General features: G+C 70.8%; 24 protein-coding genes and 2 pseudogenes. 14 read left to right on the forward strand and 12 right to left on the reverse strand.

Annotated features, from left to right (window positions below; translation table 11 throughout):
• Window positions 1–86: 86 nt before the first annotated feature.
• From ID574_RS50115 to ID574_RS50130, 4 genes are read left to right on the forward strand one after another with little or no spacing between them, the layout of a single operon-like run.
• A complete protein-coding gene (locus ID574_RS50115; protein ID WP_188196164.1) occupies window positions 87–485 on the forward strand; it encodes a TOBE domain-containing protein in 399 nt (132 codons plus the stop codon).
• Between the two features lie 9 nt (window positions 486–494).
• On the forward strand, window positions 495–1,274 hold the full coding sequence (gene modA, locus ID574_RS50120; protein WP_442939433.1) for a molybdate ABC transporter substrate-binding protein: 780 nt from the start codon (window positions 495–497) through the stop codon (window positions 1,272–1,274).
• Window positions 1,271–2,077: an ABC transporter permease gene (locus ID574_RS50125; RefSeq protein ID WP_188196166.1), complete on the forward strand. Its 807-nt coding sequence runs from the start codon at window positions 1,271–1,273 to the stop codon at window positions 2,075–2,077. The genes modA and ID574_RS50125 overlap by 4 nt, the downstream gene beginning before the upstream one ends.
• Window positions 2,074–3,105: an ABC transporter ATP-binding protein gene (locus ID574_RS50130; RefSeq protein ID WP_188196167.1), complete on the forward strand. Its 1,032-nt coding sequence runs from the start codon at window positions 2,074–2,076 to the stop codon at window positions 3,103–3,105. The genes ID574_RS50125 and ID574_RS50130 overlap by 4 nt, the downstream gene beginning before the upstream one ends.
• Here the strand turns inward: ID574_RS50130 and ID574_RS50135 are convergent.
• The 6 genes from ID574_RS50135 to ID574_RS50160 form a co-directional block, all read right to left on the reverse strand.
• Window positions 3,102–4,136, reverse strand: a complete 1,035-nt coding sequence (locus ID574_RS50135) for a Gfo/Idh/MocA family protein (RefSeq protein WP_188196168.1) — start codon at window positions 4,134–4,136, stop codon at window positions 3,102–3,104. The two genes, ID574_RS50130 and ID574_RS50135, sit on opposite strands and share 4 nt — an antisense overlap.
• Window positions 4,137–4,207: 71 nt before the next feature.
• A complete protein-coding gene (locus ID574_RS50140) occupies window positions 4,208–5,227 on the reverse strand; it encodes an aminotransferase class V-fold PLP-dependent enzyme (protein ID WP_188196169.1) in 1,020 nt (339 codons plus the stop codon).
• A 132-nt stretch (window positions 5,228–5,359) separates the two neighbouring features.
• On the reverse strand, window positions 5,360–5,749 hold the full coding sequence (locus tag ID574_RS50145) for a VOC family protein (protein WP_188196170.1): 390 nt from the start codon (window positions 5,747–5,749) through the stop codon (window positions 5,360–5,362).
• On the reverse strand, window positions 5,746–6,522 hold the full coding sequence (locus tag ID574_RS50150; RefSeq protein ID WP_188196171.1) for an arsenate reductase/protein-tyrosine-phosphatase family protein: 777 nt from the start codon (window positions 6,520–6,522) through the stop codon (window positions 5,746–5,748). Before ID574_RS50150 ends, ID574_RS50145 begins: the two co-directional genes overlap by 4 nt.
• A gap of 15 nt (window positions 6,523–6,537) precedes the next feature.
• Window positions 6,538–7,470 (reverse strand): EamA family transporter, encoded by a 933-nt coding sequence (locus ID574_RS50155; protein ID WP_223167901.1) that lies wholly within the window; start codon window positions 7,468–7,470, stop codon window positions 6,538–6,540.
• Between the two features lie 101 nt (window positions 7,471–7,571).
• A complete protein-coding gene (locus ID574_RS50160) occupies window positions 7,572–8,144 on the reverse strand; it encodes a TetR/AcrR family transcriptional regulator (protein ID WP_188196172.1) in 573 nt (190 codons plus the stop codon).
• Window positions 8,145–8,234: 90 nt separating this feature from the next.
• Between ID574_RS50160 and ID574_RS50165 the strand changes: the two genes are divergently transcribed.
• Both ID574_RS50165 and ID574_RS50170 read left to right on the forward strand, forming a co-directional pair.
• Complete coding sequence (locus ID574_RS50165; RefSeq protein WP_223167902.1) at window positions 8,235–8,678, forward strand: DUF6463 family protein; 444 nt, start codon at window positions 8,235–8,237, stop codon at window positions 8,676–8,678.
• A 64-nt stretch (window positions 8,679–8,742) separates the two neighbouring features.
• Window positions 8,743–9,318 (forward strand): histidine phosphatase family protein, encoded by a 576-nt coding sequence (locus tag ID574_RS50170; RefSeq protein WP_188196173.1) that lies wholly within the window; start codon window positions 8,743–8,745, stop codon window positions 9,316–9,318.
• Here the strand turns inward: ID574_RS50170 and ID574_RS50175 are convergent.
• Together ID574_RS50175 and ID574_RS50180 are read right to left on the reverse strand one after the other, a co-directional pair.
• On the reverse strand, window positions 9,307–10,611 hold the full coding sequence (locus ID574_RS50175) for an MFS transporter (RefSeq protein WP_223167903.1): 1,305 nt from the start codon (window positions 10,609–10,611) through the stop codon (window positions 9,307–9,309). The two genes, ID574_RS50170 and ID574_RS50175, sit on opposite strands and share 12 nt — an antisense overlap.
• Complete coding sequence (locus ID574_RS50180) at window positions 10,608–11,696, reverse strand: MerR family transcriptional regulator (protein WP_188196174.1); 1,089 nt, start codon at window positions 11,694–11,696, stop codon at window positions 10,608–10,610. Before ID574_RS50180 ends, ID574_RS50175 begins: the two co-directional genes overlap by 4 nt.
• Window positions 11,697–11,974: 278 nt before the next feature.
• On the opposite strand from ID574_RS50180, the gene ID574_RS50185 reads away from it, so the two are divergent.
• The 3 genes and pseudogenes from ID574_RS50185 (at window position 11,975) to ID574_RS60965 (ending at window position 14,403) form a co-directional block, all read left to right on the forward strand.
• Entirely contained in the window at window positions 11,975–13,090 is a 1,116-nt protein-coding gene (locus ID574_RS50185) for a hypothetical protein (protein ID WP_223167904.1), read from the forward strand.
• A gap of 173 nt (window positions 13,091–13,263) precedes the next feature.
• A pseudogene (locus ID574_RS50190) lies at window positions 13,264–13,476 on the forward strand (hypothetical protein); the annotation flags it as partial.
• Between the two features lie 27 nt (window positions 13,477–13,503).
• Complete coding sequence (locus ID574_RS60965) at window positions 13,504–14,403, forward strand: hypothetical protein (RefSeq protein ID WP_223167925.1); 900 nt, start codon at window positions 13,504–13,506, stop codon at window positions 14,401–14,403.
• A gap of 44 nt (window positions 14,404–14,447) precedes the next feature.
• Here the strand turns inward: ID574_RS60965 and ID574_RS60970 are convergent.
• Window positions 14,448–14,702: pseudogene (locus ID574_RS60970) on the reverse strand (tyrosine-type recombinase/integrase); the annotation flags it as partial.
• Window positions 14,650–14,841 (reverse strand): hypothetical protein, encoded by a 192-nt coding sequence (locus tag ID574_RS50200; protein ID WP_188196176.1) that lies wholly within the window; start codon window positions 14,839–14,841, stop codon window positions 14,650–14,652. The gene ID574_RS50200 and the pseudogene ID574_RS60970, both read right to left, overlap by 53 nt.
• Here ID574_RS50200 and ID574_RS60975 point away from each other — a divergent pair.
• Window positions 14,770–14,934 carry a hypothetical protein gene (locus ID574_RS60975; RefSeq protein WP_223167905.1) on the forward strand — a complete coding sequence of 55 codons (165 nt, stop codon included), beginning with the start codon at window positions 14,770–14,772 and terminating at the stop codon, window positions 14,932–14,934. The genes ID574_RS50200 and ID574_RS60975 overlap by 72 nt on opposite strands.
• Window positions 14,935–15,478: 544 nt before the next feature.
• On the opposite strand, the gene ID574_RS50205 is transcribed toward ID574_RS60975, so the two are convergent.
• A complete protein-coding gene (locus ID574_RS50205) occupies window positions 15,479–16,129 on the reverse strand; it encodes a response regulator (RefSeq protein ID WP_188196177.1) in 651 nt (216 codons plus the stop codon).
• On the reverse strand, window positions 16,126–17,319 hold the full coding sequence (locus ID574_RS50210) for a sensor histidine kinase (RefSeq protein WP_188196178.1): 1,194 nt from the start codon (window positions 17,317–17,319) through the stop codon (window positions 16,126–16,128). Before ID574_RS50210 ends, ID574_RS50205 begins: the two co-directional genes overlap by 4 nt.
• A gap of 135 nt (window positions 17,320–17,454) precedes the next feature.
• Here ID574_RS50210 and ID574_RS50215 point away from each other — a divergent pair, with 135 nt between their 5' ends.
• The 4 genes from ID574_RS50215 to ID574_RS50230 all read left to right on the forward strand — a co-directional run bounded on the left by ID574_RS50215 (window position 17,455) and on the right by ID574_RS50230 (window position 19,716).
• Window positions 17,455–18,024: a DUF2269 domain-containing protein gene (locus ID574_RS50215; RefSeq protein ID WP_188196179.1), complete on the forward strand. Its 570-nt coding sequence runs from the start codon at window positions 17,455–17,457 to the stop codon at window positions 18,022–18,024.
• Window positions 18,021–18,551 carry an anthrone oxygenase family protein gene (locus tag ID574_RS50220; RefSeq protein WP_188196180.1) on the forward strand — a complete coding sequence of 177 codons (531 nt, stop codon included), beginning with the start codon at window positions 18,021–18,023 and terminating at the stop codon, window positions 18,549–18,551. The genes ID574_RS50215 and ID574_RS50220 overlap by 4 nt, the downstream gene beginning before the upstream one ends.
• A gap of 285 nt (window positions 18,552–18,836) precedes the next feature.
• A complete protein-coding gene (locus tag ID574_RS50225) occupies window positions 18,837–19,184 on the forward strand; it encodes a YciI family protein (protein WP_188196181.1) in 348 nt (115 codons plus the stop codon).
• A 94-nt stretch (window positions 19,185–19,278) separates the two neighbouring features.
• The gene (locus ID574_RS50230; protein ID WP_188196182.1) at window positions 19,279–19,716 is read left to right on the forward strand and encodes an ATP-binding protein; all 438 of its coding nucleotides are present in this window, start codon (window positions 19,279–19,281) and stop codon (window positions 19,714–19,716) included.
• The last annotated feature ends 131 nt before the right edge of the window (window positions 19,717–19,847 follow it).

A 19,847-nucleotide genomic window follows, 5' to 3' on the forward strand; every position in this document is an offset into this window, starting at 1 on the left:
GCCATGGAACAGAGCCAGACCACATGGTGAATGCAAGTCAGTCCTAGCCTTCTGGTTGGCATCTGCGGCAGGTATGGTGAGGGCTTGTGACGACGTTCCGGATCAGCGAGGCCGCGGCGCTGCTCGGGGTGAGCTCCGACACCGTCCGCCGCTGGGTCGACTCCGGACGGCTGGCCGCGGTGCGGGACGAGCACGGCCACCGGCGGGTCGACGGCGCCGAGTTGGCCGCGTTCGCCCGCGCCCAGATCGAGGCCGTGGACGGCGGCCGCTCCTCGGCCCGCAACCGCTTCCGCGGCATCGTCACCGAGGTGATCAAGGACTCGGTGATGGCCCAGGTCGAGATCGCGGCGGGGCCGTACCGCGTGGTGTCCCTGATGAGCCGGCAGGCCGCCGACGAGCTGGGCCTGGAGCCCGGGGTCGTGGCGGTCGCGGTGATCAAGTCCACCAACGTCGTCGTGGAGGTCCCCGCCCACGAGCGGGAGTGAGGAGCGGTCCTGGTGTTCAGGCGACATCTCGGCTGGGTGGCCGCGGTCGCGGTCGCCTGCCTGGCGGCGTGCGGCTCCGGCGGGCCCGCCACGTCCGCGGGCGGCGGCGGGGCGAAGGAGGTGACGGTGTTCGCGGCGGCGTCGCTCACCGGCACGTTCACCGAACTCGGCAAGGCCTTCGAGGCCGCCCATCCGGGGACGACGGTGCGGTTCAACTTCGGCTCCAGCGCGACGCTGGCCCAGCAGATCGTCCAGGGGGCGCCTGCCGACGTCTTCGCGGCGGCCAGCCCCGCCACCATGAAGACCGTCACGGACGCGTCCCTGGCGAGCGCCCCGGTCACGTTCGCGCGGAACACGCTGCAGATCGCGGTCCCGGCCGGCAACCCCGCCCGGGTGGACGAGCTGAAGGACCTCGCCGACCCCCGGGTGAAGGTCGCACTCTGCGCCGAGCAGGTGCCCTGCGGCGCCGCCGCGGCCAAGGCCCTCGCCGCCGCCGGGCTGAAGATCACTCCGGTGACGCTGGAGCAGGACGTCAAGGCCACGCTCACCAAGGTCCAGCTGGGCGAGGCGGACGCCGCGCTCGTCTACAAGACCGACGTGATCGCCGCGGCGGGCAAGGTCGAGGGGATCGACTTCCCCGAGGCCGGCCAGGCGGTCAACGACTATCCGATCGCGGCGCTGGCCAAGGCGCCCGCCGGGGGAGCCGCCAAGGAGTTCGTCGACCTGGTGCTCTCGCAGCAGGGCAGGGGCGTGCTCACCAAGGCCGGGTTCGAGGCGGCGCCGCGATGAGCGCCGCACCCGACAGGCGGCTGGCCGGGCGGCCGCCGTGGGTCCTGGTGGTTCCCGCCCTGCTGGGGCTCGCCTTCCTGGTGTTGCCGCTGGCCGGGCTGCTGATCCGGGCCCCGTGGCCCACGCTGCCGGCCCGGCTGGCCGAGCCGCAGGTGCTGGAGGCGCTGCGGCTGTCCCTGGTGACGGCCACCATCGCGACGGCGGTGTGCCTCGTCCTCGGCGTGCCGCTGGCCTGGATGCTGGCCAGGGTGGACCTGCCTGGCCGCCGCCTGGTGCGCGCGCTGGTCACCGTGCCGCTCGTGCTGCCGCCGGTGGTCGGCGGCGTCGCGCTGCTGCTGGTGCTCGGCCGCCGGGGGCTGATCGGCCAGTGGCTGGAGTCGGCGTTCGGCGTCACGCTGCCCTTCACGACCGCCGGGGTCGTCGTCGCGGAGGCGTTCGTGGCGATGCCGTTCCTGGTCATCAGCGTGGAGGGCGCGTTGCGGGCCGCCGACCGGCGCTACGAGGAGGCGGCGGCCACGCTCGGCGCCTCCCGCTGGACCGTCTTCCGCCGCGTCACGCTGCCGCTGGTCGCGCCCGGCGTGATGGCCGGGGCCGTGCTGTGCTGGGCCAGGGCACTGGGCGAGTTCGGCGCGACGATCACGTTCGCGGGCAACTTCCCCGGCACCACCCGCACCATGCCGCTGGCCGTCTACCTCGCCCTGGAGACCGAGCCGGAGGCCGCCATCGTGCTCAGCCTCGTCCTGCTCGCCGTGTCGGTGATCATCCTGGCCGGGCTGCGCGACCGGTGGGTGACCAGCCCATGACGCTCGACGCCCGCCTGATCGTCAACCGGCCCGCGTTCACGCTCGACATCGCCCTGGAGGTCGCGCCCGGCGAGGTCGTCGCGCTGCTCGGCCCCAACGGCGCCGGCAAGACGACCGCCCTGCGCGCCCTGGCCGGGCTCACCGCCCTGTCCGGCGGGCACATCGCTCTGGACGGCCGCCCCCTGCACACCCGGCCCGCCGACCAGCGCCCCGTCGGCATGGTGTTCCAGGACTACCTGCTCTTCCCGCACCTGTCCGCCCTGGACAACGTCGCCTTCGGCCCGCGCTGCCGCGGCGCCTCCCGGAGCGAGGCGCGCCGCACTGCGGCCGCCCTCCTGGAACGCGTCGGCCTGGCGGCCCACGCCACCGCCAAACCCCGGCGGCTGTCCGGCGGTCAGGCCCAGCGCGTCGCCCTGGCCCGGGCGCTGGCCGTGGAGCCGCGGCTGCTGCTGCTGGACGAGCCGCTCGCCGCGCTCGACGCCCACACCCGGCTGGAGATCCGCTCCGGGCTGCGCCGCCATCTGGCCGACTTCGACGGCGCCACCGTCCTGGTCACGCACGACCCGCTCGACGCGATGGTGCTGGCCGACCGGCTGATCGTGGTCGAGAACGGCGCCATCGTCCAGCAGGGCGCGCCGGCCGAGGTGGCGCGCCGCCCGCGCACCGACTACGTCGCCCGCCTCGTCGGGCTCAACCTCTACCGCGGGCTCGGCGACGGCGCCCGGATCAAGGTGGGCGAGCTGGCGTTCAGCACCATCGAGCAGCTCGACGGGCCGGCGTTCGTGGCCTTCTCGCCCGCCGCCGTCGCCCTCTACCGCACCCGGCCCGACGGCAGTCCCCGCAACCTGTGGCAGGCCGTGATCGACGGCATCGAGCGGCACGGCGACAACGTCCGCGTCCATCTCGACGGCCCCGTCGCCGCCTTCGTCGACATCACCCCGGCCGCCCTCGCCGACCTCGACCTCACCCCCGGCCAGCGCATCTGGGCCTCGGTCAAGGCCACGGAGACGCACGCGTACCCGGCCTAGATCGCGATGGGCACCCTCGTCCCGCTGCGCGCCGACTCCAGCGCCGCCGTCACCATGGCCAGACTGCGGATGTTGTCGTGGCAGTCGCCCTGCGGCGGCCGCCCCGTGCGCAGCCCCGTCACGAACTCCTCCAGCCCCTCCGCCAGCCCGGTGTAGCGGCGGCGGCCCGGGAACGGGTCCGCCTCCTGCTTGTACGACCGCACCACGTGCCCCTTGGCCGCCTCCGCCGTCGGATCGCCCGCGCCGTCCCAGCAGGCGGTGCCGAGCGTGCCCGCGGCCCGCCAGGTGCCCGTCCACGACGTCGGATGCCCCGGCGCCGACCAGCTCCCGGTGAACGTGTACCGCAGGCCGCCGGTCATCTCGAAGATCGCCGTGGCCGAGCAGGCGCCCGGATACCAGGTCCACCCCGGCCGGAACGACTCGCAGTAGACCGAGACCGGGTCGGCTCCGGAGACCGCCCGGGCCGCGTCGAACAGGTGGATCGCCATGTCCTGCAGCAGCGGGTGCTCCAGCGTGTGAAGGAACCGCCCTTCGCGGTACGGCATGAAGAACTCCGACGTCAGCAGCCCGAGCGGCCCCAGCTCGGCCACCGTGCGGCGGAAGGCCACCAGACTGCGCATGTAGCGGCGGTTCTGGTTGACCGCGAACAGCCGCCGCGCCTCGTCGGCGGCCGCCACCATGGACCGCGCCTCCTCCAGGGTGACCGCCATCGGCTTCTCGCTCAGCACCGACACCCCGCGCCGCAGCGCCGTCACCGTCACCTCGTGGTGCGCCTGCGGGACCGTGCAGTTCACGATGAAGTCCGGCTCCTCGCCGTCCAGCAGCGCGGTCAGCGAGGCGCTGACGGGCAGGCCGTCCAGCCCGAGCTCGGCGGCCGCCGTCCTGGCGCGGTCCTCGGCCACGTCCACCCAGCCCACCAGCTCGGTGCCGGGGTGGGCGAGCAGCTCCGGCGCCCATTGGCCGCCGATGAACCCGGCGCCGACCAGCACGCCCCGCAGCGGCCGGTCCGCTTCGACGATGGTGAAGGTCAACGCGGCTCCTTCCGGTCGTGGGCCCGACGCCCCGATTCCTGCCCCACCGGCGGCGCCGGGGAAACAGGAGATCAGCCCGTCAGGGCGTCCAGCGCACGGTCGACGTCGTCGGCCGTGGTGTAGACGTGGAAGCTGGCCCGGACCCTGCCCGCCCGCACGGCCGCCCGGATGCCCGCCGCCGCCAGCCGCTCCCCGGGGGCGTCCACCGACACGATGGCGGAGCCGGCCGGCTCGAGACCGAGGCCGGCGCGGAAGCGGTTGGCGAGGGCGACGTTGTGGTCGTGGACCCGCTTGACGCCCAGCTCGTTGAGCAGCTCGATGGCCGGGGCCGCGCCGACGTAGCAGAACCAGGCCGGCGACAGGTCGAACGCGCGGGCGTCGCCCGCCAGGCGCAGCGGCGGCCCGTAGTAGGAGTCGCCGTCGTCGGGCCCGGCGTACCAGTTGGCGGCCAGGGGCCGCATGCGCTCGCGCACCCGCGGCGACAGGTAGCCGAAGGCGGCGCCGCGCGGCGCCATCAGCCACTTGTACGCCGCGCACGCCAGCACGTCGAGGCCGTCGACGTCCACGGGCAGCCAGCCGCACGCCTGGGAGCCGTCGGCGATGACGAGCGCGTCGTGGGCGCGGGCGGCGGCCACGACGTCGTGCAGCGGGGTGACGTACCCGGTGGCGGACTGGACGAGGCTGAAGGCCACGGCGGCGGTGGAGCCGTCGACCGCGTCGGCCAGCCGGTCGGCGGGCACGGCCACCACCTCGGCGGCGACCGCCCAGGGGAAGAAGTTGCTGGTGAACTCGACGTCCGGCACCACGACGCGGGCCTTCGGCGGCAGCGCCGTGGCCACGACGGACATGATCTGCGACACGGTCGAGCTCACGGTCACGTCCGCGGGGTTCGCCCCCACCATGCGGGCGAACGCCGTCCGCGCGCGCCCCACGGAGGCGTCCCAGGGCTGCCAGTCGCTGGAGCCGTGCCGCCAGTCGGTGAGCACGGCCTGGAGGTCCTCGTAGGCGCGGCGGGGAGGCAACCCGTAGGAGGCGGTGTTGAGCCAGCCCGGGTCGGCGTCCCAGAGCTCACGCGCGGTGGCGATGTCCATGGGGCCAGACTAGGGCCCGCGCGATCCGCTGTGCCGGGCGGCTTCGGGCGCCGCGTCGAGCCGGCCAGGGGACGACGAGGCCCGGGCGCTGCGGCGGAGGCGGTGCCGGCGGCACCGGGCCCGGTGCCGCGGTCAGGGTGTGGCCGGTGCGGTGGCGGGCTGGAACAGCTCGATCAGGTTGCCCGCCGGGTCGGCCAGCAGTATCTGGCGTCCGCCGGGGCCTGAGACCGGGTCGCTGCGGAACGACAACCCCGCCCCGCGGAGCCGGCCGATCTCGGCGTCCAGGTCGTCCACGATCAGGTGGATGCGGTTGCGGCCGGGGACGTCGGCGTCCGCGGGGGTGGCACGGGCGCCGGAGCTGGCGGGTCCGGACAGCAGGAGCCGCAGCGGTCCGCGGACCACGTCGGCGAAGGCCGGAGCAGCGCTGGTGTTGACGGCGAAGCCGAGGTGGGCGGTGTAGAAGTCGACGGCCGCCTGGACGTCGTCGACCAGGTAGCGGACGCTGGCGTACTCGCGCGTCATGGCGGAGCCTCCTTGCGGTCGTGGGTGGCGAGGACCGGTAGCAGGTGCCGGATGCGGGTGTCGATGTCGGTCGCGGTGCGGACGAAGGCCGGGTAGCCGGCCTGGCCGGTCTCGTCCGCCGCGGCGGGGTCGGGGATGCTCCAGTGAATTCGGCGGTCATGGTCGACGAGCTCGGGGCAGACCTCGCGGGCCTTGTCACACAAGGTGATCAGATAGTCGAACCGGCGGCGGCCCAGGGCGTCCAGGTGGACGGGGCGCCGGCCGGAGACGTCGATGCCGTACTCGTCGTGCAGGACCCGCGTGGTGTGCGGATGCAGGCATGGTTTGGGGCGGCTCCCGGCGCTGATCGCGTCGACCCGGCCGGCGGTACGCCGGCGCAGCAGGGCTTCGGCGATGGGGGAGCGGGCGCTGTTGCCGGTGCAGACGAACAGCACCGCCACCGGCGCGGCCGGGTGGGCCACCGGCGAGACCGGGTGCAGACGCAGTGCCGGGTGCAGGGCGGTACCGGCGTCGGCGAGGGCTTCCGCGCAGCGATCGAGGCTCAGGTGGTAGTAGCTGTCGCGGCCGTCGAAGCTGCTGCGCGTGGAGGTGATCAGGCCACTGTCACGCAGAAGCCGCAGGTGGTAGGAGACGACGTTCTGCGGCTGGCCGACCAGGGTGACCAGCTCGCGGACTCGCAGGTCGCTGCGGGCGAGCTCGGTGAGCAGCCGCCAGCGCAGCGGGTGGCCGGCCAGCCGTGCGAAGGCCGGAGCGGTGTCACTCGAGGAGCCCACGTACCCGACAATACATCAAATTGATTTGATGGATTCCGGTTGCGCGATGGGGGAGGAGCGGGTGGCGGTCTGGGCGAGGAGGGCGCCGGACAACATGATCAGCCCGCCTGCGATCTGGAACACGCCGAGTGTCTCGCCGACCGGTGCCCAGGCCACGATGGCGCCCGCGACGACCTCCAGCGACGCCACGGTGGCGCCCACGGCGGCCGAGAGCCGCCGCACGGCGTTCACAGCCAGGATGTACGCGATCACGGTCGCGACCAGCACCATCCACAGGTAAGCCACCAGCACCGGCAACGTGCCGCCGCCCGGGGCGGGCGTGGCGGTGATCGTGAAGGCGTCCCACTGGATGTCCCAGGGCCGGGCGAACGGGATCAGCACCACGGCCGCCCCCGTCATCCCCCAGGCGATGAGCCCGAGCGGGTCTATGTCATCGCCAAAGCTATCGCTCATCAGGAAATATCCGGCGGAGCAGGCCCCGGCCAGCAACCCCAGCAGCAGGCCGAGGGCGTCCAGCCGGATCTCCTGCCAGGCCTCGACGACGATTCCGAGGCCTGCGACGCGACGGCCGCCCCCGCATAGGCGGCCCGCGCGAGCCGTATCTTCCGTACGAGCCGCACCCACGCCACCACCATGACCGGCCATGTACACCAGCAGCAGCGCGATCCCCACCGGCAGCCGCGTGATCGCGGCGAAGTACAGCCACTGCACCCCGGCCACCGCCATGACCGCGTACAGGCCGAAGAACGGCGACCTGGCGCGGGTGATCCGCAACGCCCGCGGTCTGATCAGGGCCAGCACGGCCACCAGTGACAGCCCCGCCGCCATCCGCGTCCAGACGGCCTCGATCGGCGCCAGTCCGGCGGTGATGAGGTATTTGGCCATCGGCCCCGAGAACGCGAAACACCACGATGACACGATGGCGAGGGTGAGCCCCGCATATCTCATCCCACACCACCTGCGCCGTAACTACCGTTCAGTGGGTTTGACGCTGGCATGCCCGGCATTCCGGCCGCAACGGAACAACGCGCGAGAGAGCGCCGTGAACGTCAGGCCTGTCCGAGGCTCGCCGGCAGCAGGGCGCGGATCGCGGCGCGGACGGCCTCGAGGTCCACCGCCTCGGGAGCGACCCGCCACTGGGCGTGAACGCCCATGACGGTCCCCACCAGCAGGACCGTGAACGCCTCCGGGGTCGTTCCCGGGGGCAGCGCCTCCGCCGGTATCCGGGCCCGCACCCCCTGCCGGAGCGCCGCGTGGAGCCGCGCGTAGTGCTCGCGGATCGGTGAGCCGACCTCCACGGCCTCGGCGAGCAGGGTGATGAACAGGCGCGTGACGGGCCGGCGGATGAAGCCCATGACCTGGTCGAGCGGGTCACCGGGCCGCTCCCCGTCGGGCGGGGCGAAGCCGGTCAGCACGGCCTGGAGCTGGTCGTCGACCACCGCTTCCAGCAGACCCAGCTTGTTGCCGAAGTGCCAGGGGATGGAGCCGCGGCTGATGCCGGCCTTGTCGGCGATGTCGATGAAGCTCGTCTGCCGGTATCCCTTCTCGGCGAAGAGCTCGGCGGCGGCCGCCACCAGCAACCGGCGGCTCTCTTGAGTCCTCTCGATGCGTCGCGTGGCCATGCGGACCATCTAACCAGGTATGCCGAATGACAGAGCCAATGCCAAGCGATATAGCCTGTGTTAATCAACATAGAAACGAGGAGGTTCTCCATGCGCGGGGACGTCACGATGAGGTCCGGAAAGCGGCTGCTGCGCTGGGCGAGCGGGATCATGCTCGTGCTGGGAGCGGGGCACCTGTCCTTGCTGGGGTTCCTCGCCTGGGGAGACATCAGCGGCTGGGTGGGGCGGGGGATGTGGGCTGCCGTCCCGCTCGCGCTAACGGACGGGGGCGCCGGTCAGACGGTGGAGTCCCTTCAGAACGAAGTCACCTTCTGGGCCGGTCCAGGCAGCTTCGGTGTGCCCCTGATTCTCTTGGGTTGCCTGACGTGGCATCTCGCCGGACGCGGCGTGGCCGTGCCCGCCGGAATCGGCTGGGGCCTTGCGACGTGGTGTGCGCTGGGCGGCGTCCTGCTTGTGCCATCGCCCTTCTTCGCCGGGATCATCTCAGGGGCACTCATCATCGTGGCGGCGCGAAGGAATGAATCTACAACGTAAAGGGCCCCGGTTGAGACAATCACTCCTCACTCACATCAGACCAAGGCAACGAAGGAAGAGTCGCATGCGGTGGTTGGACGTGCGGCGGCACAGTCTCACCAAGAAGGGCGTGGCGCGTGGGCGGGGTTCGCATCTGTCGGCTGAGGGTGTCGCCCTGGCCCGTGCCCTCGGCTCCGAGGCCAGGCCGTACGAGCGGGCCGTCACCAGTTCGTCCCCTCGAGCCGTCGAGACGGCCGTGGCAATGGGGTTCGCCGTCGACGACACCGTGGAGATGCCGTCCGGTTATGTGCCGGGGGAGTTTCCCCGGCATGCTCAGTGGGATTGGGCTGAGCCGTACCGGCGGTTGGCGGAGGTCGTTCGGGAGGGTCGCGATGCCGCCGCGGTGGCCGAGGTTCTCCGCGTGATGTGGGCGGACGCGGACGCGGTCGGTGGTGTGGCGGAGGGTGGTTCGGCGTTGCTGGTGGGCCATGGTGGGGCGATCGAGTTGGCGTTGGTGGCCTGTTTTCCGGATGCCGCGCATGCTTCTTGGGGGGCGCCGTTCGCGCATGGGGATGGGGTGCGGTTGGGTTTCGCGGGTGGGCGGTTCGTGAGTGCGGAGTTCCGGCGGCGGGGTCGGTCGTGCGGTGCTTCACTCGGCTGAGCGTGTGGGAGGGGTGCCGCTGTCTGGCGTCGGGTCGGTCGCCGGTCGGGTGGTGTAGGTGCGTAGGTCGGGTACGGCCCAGGCGATTGCGGCGACGGTGATGGTGGTGAGGAGTCCGCCGGTCCAGATCACTGTCCGGGCGTCGAGGACGGATGCGGTGGCTCCGTGCAGGAGGTTGGCGATGTGGGGGCCGCCGAAGAGGACGACGGTGAGTGATCCTTGGATGCGGCCGCGGAGGGCGTCGGGGGTGTGTGTCTGGGTGATGGCGTTGCGGAAGGTGCTCAGGACGAAGTTGACGGCGCCGCCGAGGGTGAGGGCTGTGAGTGCGATGGTCAGGTGTGTGGTCAGGCCGAGGAGGATGACGGTGATGCCCCATGCTGCGGCGGCCGCGGCCATGAGTGCGCCGTGGCGGTGGGCGCGGGTGAATGTGCCGGACAGGAGGCCGGCGGTGACGACTCCGGCTGGGTAGGCGGCGTAGAGGAGTCCCAGTTCGGGGCCGCCTCCTGAGGGTCCGCCGTAGGTGTGTTGGGCGAGTTCGGGGAGAAGGGCTGTGGGCATGCCGAAGACCATGGCGGCGAGGTCGACGGCGAGTACCGCCATGAGGAGCCGGTTGGTTGTCAGGTAGCGGAGGGCGGCCGGTATGTGGCCGATCGTGGGTTTGTGGCGCTGGGTGGTGGGGTGGGGTGAGGGCGGCAGGGGTGGCAGTTTGGTGACGGCCCGTATGACGGTCAGGAGGGCGATGGCGTCGAAGAGGTAGAGCGTGCCGAGGCCGACGGTTGGTATGAGGGCGCCGGCCAGCAGTGGTCCGAGGATGGATCCGGTGTAGCGGGTGAGGGAGGTGAGGCTGTTCGCGGCTGGGAGGAGTTCGGCTGGGACGAGGCGGGGCACTATGGCGCCCATGGTGGTCATGATGGCTGCGAAGGTGAGCCCTTGGCAGGCGACGAGTGTCATGAGGATCGGGATGGAGCCTGCGCCGAGGATTGCGTGGATCCATAGGGCGGTGTAGGTGAGGGCGAGGCCGCTGTGGGCGGCGAGGAGGAGTTTTCGCCGGTCCATGTTGTCGGCGAGGGCGCCGGTCCATAGTGCTGCCGCGACGAGTGCGGTGAAGGACACGGCTGCTGCGGTGCCCACGGTGGCGGAGGAACCGGTTGTCGTGAACAGTTGTGTCGGTACGGCGACGACGCTGAACGAGCCGCCGACGGCGCAGACGGTGGATGCGATCCACAGCCGTCGGTAGGGTGCGATGGTCAGGGGGCGGCGGTCGATGGTGCAGGCGCCGAGTGACGCGATCACTGTCTTGGTGCTTCCAGGCTGACCACGTCGGCGACGACGCAGGCGATGTTGTCGGGGGCGCCGGCAGCGTATGCCCGTGTGATCAGTTGGTCGAGTGCTTGTTGGGGGCTGCTTGATCCGGTCAGCACGTGGCGTAGTGATGGGGCGGGTACGACGGTGGAGAGGCCGTCGGAGCACAGGAGGTAGCGGTCGCCGGCTGTGGCTTCGTGCAGTGACAGGTGTGGTTGGGCTGCGCCGGTGCCGGTGAGGGCTCGTGCGAGGAGGGAGCGTTGGGGGTGTGAGGCGGCTTCTTCGGGGGTGAGTCGTCCGTCGTCGATGAGGGTTTGGACGTAGGTGTGGTCGTGGGTGATCTGGAAGAGTTCGCCGTCTCGTATGAGGTATGCGCGGGTGTCGCCGATGTGGACGAGGGCGAGTTGGGAGCCGGACCACAGCAGTGCGGTGAGGGTGGTGACTGCTTCGCCGGGTGGGGTTGAGGCGGCGATTTCCGCGATGGCGCGGTCGGCTTGGCCGACTGCCTCGGCGAGGGCGCCGAGGAGGTCTTCGGCTGGTACGGGCTTGGTTTCGAGGGGTTTGAGTGCGTCGACGGCGGCTGCGCTGGCGAGGTTTCCGGCGGGGCCTCGGACTCCGTCGGCCACTGCGAGGAGGCGGGGGCCGGCGTAGGCGGTGTCTTCGTTGCTTGTGCGGATGAGTCCGGATTCTGATCGGGCGGCGTATCGGATTCCGAGGATGGTGGTGGTGTGCTCCACGGTGGTGCCTTTTCCCGACAGGTAGTCGATGAGGAAGGTGGCCAATTGGCCGCGGGCGGTGGTTTCGGCCAGCACCTGCTGCCAGTAGGCGGCGATGTCTTCGGCTGCGGCGTCTGCTGGTAGGTCGCATATTCGGCGGATGCGTGCCAGGGGCATGCCGAGTCGCCGGAGCCAGGCGATCAGTCGGGCCTGTTCGAGTTGTGCCGGGTCGTAGAAGCGGTATCCGGATTCGCCGTCGACTGCGGCCGGGCGCAGGAGTCCGAGTTCGTCATAGAGCCGCAGCGCTTTGGGTGACAGCCGCGCGGCGCGGGCGAAGGCGCCGATGGTGAGCAGCTGCACAGTTTCTCCTCCTCGTTCCGGCCGGGGTGGCCGGTGGCGACTATGGTGCTGCTTCACCCAAGGGGAAGGTCAACTCGGTGGGTTCGGGTTTTCGGGTCGGTCGGCCGTTAGCATGGGTGATGGCGGCCGTCCGCGCCCAACCTCCGGCGACTCGCCCCGGCCGGGTCACCTCAGGAGGCAAAGGGAGGTTGACCTCTCGGGCGGAGGTTTTGTCGTCGGTCGTGTGCTTGCCGCATGGGTCGCTGGGGGATGGTGCGGTCGGCGCGCGGGAGACGTTCGTGACGAGGCAGGCGGACTTCAAGCGGCGGGTGCGTGCCCGCATGGCGAAGACGGGGGAGTCGTACGCGGTCGCGCGGCGTCGGCTGCTGGGTGAGCGGTCCGCTGCTGTCGAGGGTGGGATGGCGGAGGCGCTGCACATCACCAACGGTGACTGCACGGATTTGCCGGGGACGGGGCTGGCGCGGCACATCGTGTACTGGCGTGATGTGCTGCATGAGGGGCCGGTTCCCGCGGTGGGGCGCGAGGAGCTGCGCCGGGTCAGGGCGGCGTTCCTGATGGGAGCGGATGCGGATGATCGGGCGGAGGGTGTGCGCATGTTCGTTGAGCGTGACGCCGCTGTGGAGGCCCATCGTGGTGGCGAGTACGTGTTGTGGTTCGAGGCGGATCTCTACGATCAGCTGCAGATCGTGGAGGTTCTCGCCCGCTTGGCCGAGTTGGAGGTGCCGGCTGAGCGCATCACGTTGATCTGTATCGGGGAGCATCCCGGGATCGCGCGTTTCGGCGGCTTGGGGCAGCTGCGTGCGGAGCAGTTGCGGGAGTTGCCGGCGACGAGGGCGTGCGCGAGGCTGACTCCGGATGCGCTGGATCTGGCGGGGCGGGCATGGGCGGCGTTTCGTGCGCCGGTTCCGGACGGTCTGCCGGCCATCGTGGCTGCGCGCTCTGGTGAGCTGCGTTTTCTTGGTGAGGCGTTCGAGCGTCTGTGCCGTGAGTACCCTTCCACCCGTGATGGGCTGTCGCTCACTGAGCGTCGCATTCTCGCCGCTGCGGCGGATGCGGGGCGGGAGGTGAGCGCCGGGGATGTCTTCGTGCGTGCCTCGGCTCGCGAGGCGCGCCGTTTTCTGGGGGACACGTGGTCTTTCGCGGTGATGGACCGCCTGGCCGGGGCGCCGCATCCGTTGCTGGAGACCTGGCCTGCCGGCGTTCCGGTCGAGCGGGGCACCGTGGTGCGTTTGACGGCCATGGGTGCGCGGGTGCTGGCGGGTGAGGAGGATCACGTGACGCTCAACGGTGTCGATCGCTGGATTGGCGGGGTGCACCTGTTGGGCCGTGAGGTGCGTTGGCGGTGGGATGAGGGCAGGGAGGCCCTGACGACGATCGGCTCCGGGGCGGGGTGATGGTGTGGTGCGCCCCCGGTGTGGCGGGGGGCGTCCGGGGGCCCCGCAGCAGTACGGGCAGCGGGCGCAGACCCGGAGCGACCATTTGAAACTGGTGCTGAAGTATCTGGACTGGAAACCGGTTCCGACGAGGGGCGAGACGCTGAAGGAGCTGGAGCAGTTTCTGCTGGGATCGGGCGATGGAGCATGACGCGCCATCGCTGCTGTTCCACCAGGCGGCCGAGCATCTGATCAGCTCGAAGGTGGTGCGGCCGGGTGTGGTCGTGCTGGTGAAGATGGTGGGGTCGGCGCGTAATGTGGCGGGGGCGTTTGACGTCGGAGAAGGTCGATCATCTGCTGACCGGGCCGATGCGGGCGGATTTGGGTCGGCTGCTGGTGTTCGATGAGGAGCTGGGACGACCCGGCTGGCGTGGTTGACGACGCCAGCGGTGGAGGCGACGCCCACGGCGGTGAAGGACGCGATCGCCAAGCTGCGCTACCTGCGCGGGGCTGCCCTGGCGGAGCGGGCGAAGAAGGGCGAGGCCCGCCAGTTGCTGATGGATGTGATCTTGCAGGTGCCGGTCGACCTGGGTGTGGCGGACGAGCAGGTGGGCGGGCTGCTGCGCGAGCGGATCGGGATGGACAAGCTGTGTGATGTGGCCTCGGTGAGCTGGAAGCCGTTGCCCCGGGATCACGGCCGTCTGGCTGCGCTGGAGGCATCCCACACCTATCTGCGGAGGTTCACTCCGCAGGTGCTGGAGGCTGGTGACGACACGGCGTTTCGGCACTACTGGGAGATCTGCACCATCCTCGCGTTGCGCGATGGCCTGCGGTCGGGGGATGTGTTCGTGCCCGGGTCACGCCGGTACGCCGGCCCTGGCACCTATCTGTTCACTCCGGAGCAGTGGGAGGGGCGGCGGGCGGAGTTCTGCCACCTGGTCCGCAAACCCGCCGGCGCGGCTAAGGCGATCGAGCAGGTCAGGGACGAGCTGAACCAGGCGCTGGAGGATCTGGAGGATACCCTCGCCGGCGGTGCGCCGGGCGACGTCGGCGCGGTCCGGCTGGATGAGGCCGGGCAACTTGTCATTCCACCGCTGCCCGCCGAGGACGTCCCCGCCGAGGCGCGGGCACTGCGGGATGAGCTGTCGAGCATGCTGCCGTTCATGCCGATCGCCTCCCTGTTGATCGAGCTGGACGCCCGCACGAGCTTCCTGGCGTGCTTCACCCACGCTGGTGGACGCAGGAGTGGTACGTGCGGGAGGAGACGCTGTCGGCGGCCGGGGTCGTGCTCGGCGAGTGCGGCGGCGACGGCTTCGGTGCTGGGCTGGACGTAGATGCCGAGGGTGCGCAGGTTCCGGTGGCCGGACAGGGTCATGAGCATGGAAGCCGACCAGCCGTCCTCGCCCAGGTGGGTCAGCCGGGAGTGGCGCAGCTGGTGGAGGGTGTGGCCGGCACCGGTCGGGTCGATGTCCTTGGTGGCCTGTTTGAACAGGTACTCGGCGCGTTCATAGGACAGCCGGGCACGGCCGGTGAGCGGGCACAGGTCGGCGGCGGGAGTGCGGGCCGGGCCTGGGCGCCGGTCAGTGAGGAAGACCGGGCCGCGGGTGCGGCTGGCGAGCAGGCGGGGCAGCACCCGGGCGGTGCCGGACTGCCACAAGATCCAGCGGTAGGTCGCGGCGCTGCCACAGGGCCTCGATCAGGTGCCGGTCGATGACCTTCGTGGTGTCAGTGTTCTCCTGGCGCCGCTCGACCAGCGCGGCCAGGTCGGTCATGCTCCACCGCGCGGCGGCCAGGTGATGAAGGAGCGCAACGCGGAGCGGTGGCGGTTCCAGGTGCGGGCGGCCGCGTCCCCCACGCTGCGGTGAACACCGCTGCCGTCTGCTCGGCCGTCACGTCGGTCAGCAGAGCGCCTCCGCCGGGCTCGGTTCGCTGGTGGGTCAGCGTCTGGCGGTAGGAGCGCAGGGTGTCGGGGTCCAGGTCGCGGCGGTTTAGGAACGCGGTGGCGGCCTCGGCCAGCGTCGGACTGCCGGTGGGCGACAGGACCTTGGCCATCGTCACGGGGATCGCAAGTCCTCGGTGTTGCGCAGGATGACCTCCGCGTCCGCTGGCGCGTCCATCGCCGCGGTTTCGGAGGCGTGCTGGGCGAGCTCGCCCGCGGCGCGCAGTCGGTCGGGGGGCTGTGCGGGGCCGGGGATCACCGCCGGGCTCCTATGTGACAGGGAACGTGCTGGCTTCGAGCCTAGAGCCGCGTGGTGGAACCGCTGGCCGGAATGAGGGAAGGATCTTGTATGTGACAGGGAATGGGCACATCCCTGTCACATCGTTATGGTGCGCGGCGGACGCTCAGTTGTCGTCGCTTTGCTCGTCTTCCTTCCCCGAGCCTCGGTTTGCTTGCGGACGATTAAGCCCTCACCGTACGAGGCCGGACTGGTAGGCGATGACGACGAGTTGTGCGCGGTCCCGGGCGCCGAGTTTCACCATGGCCCGGCCCACGTGGGTTCGGACGGTGGCGGGGCTGACCACCAAGCGGGCGGCGATCTCATCATTGGACAGGCCCTCACTGACCAGCCCGACAATCTCGCGTTCCCGCTCGGTAAGCTCACTCATTCGCCGGTGAGAGCCCACCGGGACGCGGCGGTGGGCGAACTCGCCGATCACCCGCCGCGTCACTGAGGGCGACAGCAGGGAGCCGCCCTCAGCCACCACGCGAATCGCCCGCAAGACTTCGTCCGGCTCGGCGTCCTTGACCAGGAAGCCGCTGGCTCCGTCGCGCAGCGCGGTGAAGACGTACTCGTCGATCTGGAACGTGGTGAGCATGACCACACGTGTCGTGGACAGCACAGGGTCGGCGACAATGTCCCGAAGCGCCGCCAAGCCATCGATGCCGGGCATCTGAATATCCATGAGCACCACGTCGGGATGGAGCCGCCGGGCAAGTCCGAGAGTCTCCTGCCCGTCGGTGGCCTCCCCTACCACCTCCAGATCATCCTCGGTCTCGATCAGCACACGCAGGCCGATCCGGATCAGCGCCTGATCATCGGCGATCAGCACCCGGATCAATGCTTCGTGCCCTTCGGCTCTCGACCTCCGTGCTTTCCCGGCGAGGCGGCCGCCGGTGGCTGTGTGCGTGCAGTGGGCGTACCGGTCCGTGGCAGCCGAGCATGGACGGCGAAGCCGCCCTCAGCTCGCGGGCCTGCCGTGAGCGTGCCGTGGAGTGCCGTTACCCGTTCGCGCATGCCGGCGATCCCGTTGCCAGGGGCCGCCCCGGCTTGCCCGGTGCCGTCGTCGGTCACCTCCACGATCACCTCGGTGCGGCCATAGTCGATCATCACGGTGGCCGTGGCCGCGTTCGCGTGCCGCACCACGTTGGTGAGAGCCTCCTGGACGGTCCGGTAAACGATGTGTCCCATCGTGGCGGGTAGCCCGGTCGGATCGCCGTGCACGGTCAGGCTGACCGACTGGCCCGCGGTCCTGATCGACTCTACGAGGCCCTCGATGCGCTCCGGGCCAGGGCGGGACTGGCGGTCCTTGAGGATGTCGAGCGCCGTCCGGAGTTCGTCCAAGGCCTCCTTGCTGGTCGTGCGGATCGCCTCCAGCGCTTCGAGTGCCTGTTCGGGGCGGCGGTGAGCGACATGGAGGGCGACGCCGGCGCGCATGCTGATCACGCTCAAGCTATGCCCCACTACGTCGTGGACTTCGCGGGCGACGGCCAGCCGCTCGTCCTGAAAGCGCCGCAGCCGCCGCTCCTCGTCGGCTCTGGCCGCACTCGCTCGCCGGTCGCGTTCCATGCGGAGCATCGCGCCCGCGACGAAGGGCAGCAACGACGAGGCGTACCAGATGGTCCAGGCGCCCACATCGTCGGCGACCCACATCCGGCCCCAGCCAATCATGTCGGCAGCCAGCAGTACGGTTCCGGAGACGCCGACTGCTGCCAGGCCGTGACGCAGGCCGTACCGGATTACGACAGAGGCCAGGGCGACGTACAGCCCCAGGAAGATCGGCCCGTACGCATGGTGGCGGGCCAGCATCGCCGCACAGCAGGCGAGCATGACGCCGAGGAGGCCGGACGGGGAGCGCGAGCGGGTGGCGAGAGCCAGCCCCGAAACGACCAGCAGGGCGTAGGCCAGCACATCGAGTGCGCGGAAGGGCGGAACCCGGGTCCGGGAGGCCACCTCGGTCCCGAACACGAACAGCGGCACTGCGACCGCCGCCGCCACGCAGTCCCACACCTGGGTTCGGGAAACTCTCACACCGGCCAGCCTATGAAGCAGGCGATGCGATCGTCATCAGCGCCTGGACGTACCCGCCTACGGCGAATGCCGTAGGGCGCCAAGCCGTTGCCTGGCCGACGACAGCGACGGCCGGGCGGCCGCAAGCTGGCGTCCATGTCCCATGACAATCTCCGCCGAAGCTTCCTGCGGCGGCCCCGACTACGCAAAGCCGTGCTGGTTGTCCACGTCGCCGTCTCTGTCGGCTGGCTCGGCATCGCCGCCGTCATGATCATCCTGGGAATCGTGCTGCGGCACACCCAGGATCCGGCCATCACCCGGGGCGGCTACCAGATGATGGCCGTGCTCGACGACGGGATCGTCATCCCGGTCGCGCTGCTCACCTTGACCAGCGGCATCGTCAGCGGGCTGTCCAGCAACTGGGGCGTGCTGAAGTACTACTGGGTCCTCGCCAAGCTCGGCCTGGTCCTGCTGGCCATGGCCAATGGCTTCTTCTTCCTGCACGCGTGGACCGGCCAGGCCCTCGCCCACGCCGCGGACGCTCACCCCGTCCGCGGACTGCTCATCGCGGGCAACCTCGCCGCCTTCGCCCTGCTGGCCGCGGCGACCGTCCTATCGATCTACAAACCATGGGGGAGAACGCCACGCGGCCGCCGGCAGACTGTTCCCCGCCAGCAACGCAAGGCCCCCCGCAGCCGGCCGCGCCTCTCTGGAGGGACACGTTGACCCGCGCCGTGCAGTTTGCCGCCCTGGCCGCAACCGGCCTGCTCACGGGCATCCTGGCCGGTGGCGTGCTCACCGCCCAGGCCATGGCCGGCCAGCCTGCCAACGTTTACGCCGCGGTGGCCCGGCCAACCCACCTGACGTTCGCGTTCCCGATGATGGCCATCATGCTGGTGGCCGTCTCCGCCACCGCAGCATTGCTCATAGCACAGCGACGGCCCGTCATCGCGATGGCCTTGCTGCTCCTGCTCGTCGCCGTTGCTACGACACTTGTCGTCAATGTTCCCCTCAATGGCCAGATGATCAGCGAGTGGCCGGCACACGGCATCCCACCAGACTGGACCCAGGTTCGGGACAGGTGGAACGCCTGGCATCTGCTCCGAACCGCCATGAGCATCGTCGCCTTCGGCAGCCTGGTCACGGCAGCGCTCCTCCGGCCCAGTGGGAATGTCGTCGACGGTGGGCCGCTGGCAGACCAGGTGAAGACGAGTCAGGGTGAGGACTGCCGGGAGCCAGGCGAAAACCGCTAGGCACCACCAGAGAACCCGACCGCCACCAGCGCCGATGGTTATCTCCGTCGAATCGACCATCGTGCGCCCCTCACGGTGCTCGCGGTCACTCCTCCTCCTCCTCCTCGGCGGCGCGGGTGGCGGAGCCGGATCTCGGCGTATCAAAGCGTCCTCGTCTCCGGTCCGCAGGCACGGCCGCTGCGCCGCGCCTTGACACCGGTGTCAAGGGCCGGGCGTCGCAGGCGAGGTGACGCTGTCGATTTTCCCGGCCCTCGCGCGACATCGAGAGGGAAGGAGGTTCGTGAGATGAAGTACGCACTGCTGCTGTTCGACCCGGAAGGCTACTGGGAGAGTGTCTCGGAGGCGGAGATGAAGGCCGCGCTCGAGGAACACGCGGCGTTCGCCCGGTACCTGAGCGAGCGCGGGATCCCGTTCTCGGGCGAGGCGTTCAAGCCGTCCGCGGAGGCCAGGACGCTGCGGCCCGCGGACGGCGGCGTGAGGGCCGCGGACGTCCCGTTCGTGCCGCTGAATGAGGAGCTGGCGGGCTTCTACCTGGTGGAATGCGCGGGCATGGAGGAGGCCGAGGAGATCGCCCGGCACTGCCCCACGGGGGCGGGCATCGAGATCCGCCCCGTCTGGTCGGTCCCGTCCTGACCCTCCCGCGTCGCCGGCGGGACAGGTCTTCCGGTGCCCCGGGCTGTGACCTCGGGCACTGACCGGCGGCCGGGGCCCGGCCGACAGTGGAGGCATGGACCTGCTCAGCGTGGAGTTCGGCGAGGGACTTCTGGCACGGACGCGCGGCGCGGTGCTGGCCTGCGCGCGCGGTGAGGGGATGGCGGGTGAGCGGCTGGCGGATCTGCTGGCGGCGGTCAACGAATGCGTCGTCAACGCGGTGGAGCACGGCGGCGGGCGGGGAAGGCTGCGCATGTGGCGGCAGGACGGCACCCTTGTCTGCGAGGTCGCCGACACCGGCGGGGGGATCCCTCCTGGGGTGCTGGAGGAGACGGGCCTGCCCGCGCCGTCGGCGCCGGGCGGGCGCGGGATCTGGCTGATGCGCCGCCTGTCCGACGAGGTCGCCTTCACGACCGGGCCCGGCGGCACCACCGTCCGCCTGACCCTGCGCCTGGCGGATGACCGCGGGGCGGACCCCCCGGTGACGGCGGGGCGGGTGAGCGCCGCCCGCTGAGGCCGGCAAAGGGCTCCGTGCCCGGACGGCCGGTACAGGAACGACCTGCGCGAGGAAAGCCGGGTGCGCCAGGGTGTAAACATGCAGCGGGTCGCCTTGTTCGTCACCGATGTCCTCCCAGATCTGTGCGA

The sequence above is a fragment of the Nonomuraea sp. SYSU D8015 genome (assembly GCF_008065375.1).
Lineage (GTDB): Bacteria > Actinomycetota > Actinomycetes > Streptosporangiales > Streptosporangiaceae > Nonomuraea.